This is a genomic window from Sutterella sp. (genome assembly GCF_030539355.1).
Taxonomy (GTDB): Bacteria; Pseudomonadota; Gammaproteobacteria; order Burkholderiales; family Burkholderiaceae_F; genus Sutterella.
This window is the reverse complement of the sequence record NZ_JAUNSF010000154.1, coordinates 1-4,606: the sequence shown is the minus strand read 5'-3', so window position 1 is coordinate 4,606 and position 4,606 is coordinate 1. Positions and strand designations below refer to the sequence as shown.

Genomic DNA, 4,606 nt, shown 5'->3' with positions numbered 1-4,606 from the left:
ACAAGGTCTCAAGACGACTGGTGAACGAAAACCAAGCGCTTGTTGTCGAGAGTGTGAAACCAAAGAACATGCTTAAGAACCACCGTCTGGCAGAGGCGATTGCCGATGCCGCATGGGGGAAGTTCATCGGCATGCTTGCCTACAAGCTGAGGCGGGAAGGCAAGGTGCTCGTGAAGATCGACACCTTCTATCCGTCCTCAAAGACGTGTTCCTGCTGCGGCTTCAAGCTCCCCGAGCTTGAACTGAAGACACGGAAATGGTCGTGCCCCAAATGCGGGGCACTCCATGACCGTGACATCAACGCAGCGGTGAACATCAAAGCCGAAGGCATAAGACAACTGAGGGCGGCAGGGCTGTCCGTCCTCCGCAGTGCGGAATTGTCCGGCAACTGCGAAATCGCTCTGGGAGACGGCGTAAGACCTCGGGAAAACCGAGGCTGCTGTCGATGAATAGAGAAGCCTCGTCCAACTGCAAAGTTCGGGCGGGGAGCAGTCACAGCGCTTTCATGCGCGCCATCGCCTCGCTCATCTCCTCCTCCTCGGGGGAGAGGTAGCGGCCGGTGGTCGCCACCGACGCGTGCCCCATCGCCGCCTGCACCACGTTGACGCTCATCTCGGTGAGCGCCTGCACGGCGAAGGTGTGCCTCAGCCAGTGCGTGGAGGAGGCGCGGAGCTTGGCGGCGTCCATCGGCGCCTCGGTCGCGATGTCGTCGGCGACGCGGTCGAAGAAACCCTCGAGGACGCGGTAGAGGCCGCTCCTGCTCATGGGCCCGTTCGGGTTGCGGCCGCGCCCGAGGTTGATCAGGAGCGGCGTCTCCGGATCGGCCGCGCTCACCGAGGGGATGCCGCGCTCGGCGAGCGCGCTCTCGATGATGCCGATCTGCTCGGGCGAGAGCGGCAGGCGCCTCACCTTGCTGCCCTTGCCCACGATCTCGATCGCGGGCCGCACCGAGAGACCGACGCGGCGCTCGACGATCCAGCCCGCGCGCGCGTCAAGCATCTCGGAGGCGCGCATGCCGAGGCTCTTGCCCATCATGAGGATGAGCTTCATGCGCTCTCGGGGTAGACCCTCGGGAAGGATGTCAAGCCGCGAGACGATGTCCTCCCACTGCGCGGGCGTGAGCGACCGGTCCGCGAAGGCCTGCGGCGCACCCTCGCCCTTGAGAAGCGGCACCTTGGGGCTCACCTGGTCGAAGGGGTTGAAGATGAGGTAGCCCGTGCGCTTCAGAAAATTGAAGAGCTGCCGGACGACCACGATCGCGTTGCGGCGGCTTGAGGGCGAGAGCGGTCCGTTGAAGGGGCGCCACGCGGCGCTCTGGCGCTCGGCGTTCTTCTCCCCGATCCACCGCGCCTGCGGAACGCGCCACTTGCGGCGGAAGGCCGCCTCCTCCAGCCGCCCGAGATCCTCGAGCCAGCGCAGGTACTGCGCCGCGTCGTCGGCGCGGATGTCCGAGAGCGCCGTGCGCTTCTCGGCGAGGCACCAGAGCAGGAATCGCTCGCTCTCCTTGCGGTAGCTCGCGAACGTGTTGGGATTGCCCGCGCGGGCGTTGAGCCAGGTGCGGATCGCCTCGAGGTCGTCGGTCGCGGAGAGTGCGCACCCGACCGCCGGCGCGCGGTTGATGCCCGTCGCGCCCGAGAGCCCGTCGGGAAGGACGATCTCCTCGAGCGGCCGGATGAGCTCGTCATATTCGGCGGCGGCGCTGACCGCCTTCCCGCCGGGGCGCTTTCCCGCGGGATAGAAGCGCGGCGTCACCTCGCCCACGCCGCGTCCGAACTCGGCGAGCCAGGCCATGAGACCCGCGGCGCGCTCCGCGCCGAGGCCGGGAAAGGACCGGTGCCAGTTGGGCCCGAGCGAGGCCGCGCAGTCGTAGAGGTCCTCGAGCGTCACGAGCCCCGCCTTCGTGAGCGGAACCGCCCAGTCTGCGGGCAGCAGCCGCGCGAGCTCGTCCTCGGCGGCGAGCCTGCGGGCGGGAAGCTCCTCGGGTACGAGGAGGCCGGGGGCGGAATTCGGGCTGGACATGTGTGACGTTGTCGCGGATAAGGAAAAGAAATGAGGTTCGGGGACGAGCCCGGCCCTAATATTAGAGAGGCCGGGGCAGGCCGTACGATGGAAGCCCGCCCCGGGACGCCATTCATTAACCATCGAAGAACTTTTTTCGTCAGGAACTTTTCCCATGCCGAGGCTCATCACCCGAGGGGGCAAATGCATTTTCACCGCCGTGGCGGGGCTTCTCTGCGCGACGGTCCTGATGACGGCCATGCCCGCGTCGGCCCAGGCGGTGGCGGCCTCCTCCTACATCGGCATGGGCACCACCGGCGGAACGCCCTCGGGCGACGTGGCCGCGGCGATCAAGCCGGTGATCCGCTCGATGGAAGTGCCGATGGCGATCCGCGAGACCGAGATCGATGCGGCCGACCTCGTGCAGGTGCCCGTCATGGCGGAGTTCCCGCGTCCCATGCGAATCGGCATCGAGGCGTCGCTCGCGCTCTCCGCGCAGGCGAGGTGGCTTGCCTACACGGTCTCGGAGATCGAGTACGTGCTCGGCAAGGGCAACGTTGAGGTGCTCTGGCTCGACCGCCATTCGCTCGACCTCGGTGCACGGAGCCGTCAGCTCGACTTCATCGTCGCCGACGCGGACACCTTTGCGCTCACGCAGGCCACGGGCCTCTACGAGCCGATCGCGAGCTTCCTGCCGCTTACGGCAAGCCGCGCCGAGGACGCGCAGTCGAGCGTCTTCTTCACGCGCCGCAGCCGCTACATCCCGACCATTGCCGCGGTTGGCATCCAGAAGAACGAGATCGCGGCGCTCTCCTCGGAGTCGCTCACGGGCTGGAAGGCACCGCTCGCTCTCATGCAGCAGATGGGACTCAACGGCGCCGACGCCCTTGACCGGACGACCTTCTATGGCTACTCGGCCGAGGCGGTCGTGCGCGGTGTGCTCTCCGGGGCCCAGGGCGTGGGCGTGCTCCCCGCCTGCGTGCTCGAGATGCTCGAGCGCGAGGGCAAGATCTCGATCGACCGCGACCTCTCGGTGATCTCGCCGAGAACGGACGACACACTGCGGTGCCTCCACACGACTCCCGTCTATCCGGGCTGGTCCTTCGGGGCGCTGACGACGACCGATCCGGGCTGGAAGAGGGCGATGAGCAGCATCCTCTACTCGACCAACAGCCCGCTCTTCGGCGGCGAGTGGACGGTGCCGGCGGTGAACCGCGCCGTCTATGACCTCTTCTATGAGCTCAAGATCGGCCCCTACGAGCACCTCGCGACCTGGAGCCTGGAGCGGATGCTGCGCGAGAACGCGGAGTTTCTCGCGATCGCGCTCCTCGTGGCGTTCCTGGTGATTCTGTACGCGGTGAGCCTCTCGGTGCTCGTGAGAAGAAAGACGCGGCAGCTCAGGCGCGCCCTTTCCGAGCGCCAGATGATCGAGGCCGAGGCCGCGCAGTCGCGCCAGCACATCGCCAACCTCGAGCGCACCGGCATCGTCGGACAGATGTCCACGATCATCGCCCACGAGCTCAAGCAGCCGCTCGCCGCGATCGTCAACTTCGCCAACAGCCTCAACCGGCGCACGAAGCAGGGCAAGATGGACGAGAAGGCCTTCACCTTTGCCCTGGGCGAGATCATCGCGCAGGCCGAGCGCGCCAACGAGATCGTCAACCGCGTGCGCGCCTACGCGAAGCATGACTACCCGCCGCGCAAGGTGACCGACCTCTACGACGTGGTGAGCAACGCCATCACCACCTTCCGGCGTTCCCGCCAGACCGCGGCCGACGTGATCGTGCGCGTCAACAAGGGTTCGATGGCCGAGGTGGACGCCTGGGAGATCGAGCTCGCGGTCCTCAACCTGATGAAGAACGCCGCCGACGCGACCTCGGGCGTGGATTCGCCGAGGATCGAGGTGACGCTCGTGCCCGTGGACGGCAAGACCTGGGCGCTCTCGGTGACCGACAACGGTCCCTATCTCGATGACGAGCAGTTCGGGGCGCTCTTCAAGCCGCTCCAGACCACGAAGGGCTCGGCCGGCATGGGCCTCGGGCTCTCCATCGTCTCCTCGATCGCCGAGCGCCACGCGGGAAACATCACCGTCGAGCGCAACGGCGAGGCGGGACTCCGCTTCACGATCACCTTCCCGAGGCTCGCGCACCCCGACGGCGAACTCGCCGACGAGATGCTGCCGCCCAAGATGCAGATCTACCACGGCACCCCCGGCGCGGCACTTCAGCCGGCTCGGGAGGTCGATGAGAGCGCCCCGGCGGAGCAGCAGACCGGGCTCAAGCCGAAGGAAACCCAGGTTCACGGTCTCTGAGTCCTTCCGGGACGACCTGATCCCAGAGGCCCGTGAACGGGGCGGCTCATTCCAGAGCCGGTCACCCGTTCACGGGCCTCTTCGTTCAAGCGAATTCAAGGTCCTTCTGAAGCGCATTCAAGCAGTGCCCCGTGCTGATAAAAGCGAACGGACAGGGGAGGTCCGTCAGGTTTTCATTAACTATTGGTGAGTCAGTTTCGATAGATGCCGACTAAAAACTATATTAGGAATTACCCTAATACTCTCCTGTCTTTGACAGCTTAAAGTCGAAAAAATTCTTATAGATCAGGTCGTTAA

3 protein-coding genes are annotated in these 4,606 nt (G+C 65.8%); 2 read left to right on the top strand and 1 reads right to left on the bottom strand.

The genetic code is table 11. The annotated features are described in order from the left end of the window. On the top strand, positions 1-449 hold a 449-nt coding region (locus Q4F91_RS12895; protein ID WP_303338136.1), incomplete at its 5' end, for a transposase. Between the two features lie 43 nt (positions 450-492). On the opposite strand, the gene Q4F91_RS12890 is transcribed toward Q4F91_RS12895, so the two are convergent. Beyond that, complete coding sequence (locus tag Q4F91_RS12890) at positions 493-2,019, bottom strand: tyrosine-type recombinase/integrase (RefSeq protein WP_303338135.1); 1,527 nt, start codon at positions 2,017-2,019, stop codon at positions 493-495. A 154-nt stretch (positions 2,020-2,173) separates the two neighbouring features. Between Q4F91_RS12890 and Q4F91_RS12885 the strand changes: the two genes are divergently transcribed. Then, positions 2,174-4,309 carry a sensor histidine kinase gene (locus tag Q4F91_RS12885; RefSeq protein WP_303338134.1) on the top strand — a complete coding sequence of 712 codons (2,136 nt, stop codon included), beginning with the start codon at positions 2,174-2,176 and terminating at the stop codon, positions 4,307-4,309. Positions 4,310-4,606 lie beyond the last annotated feature (297 nt).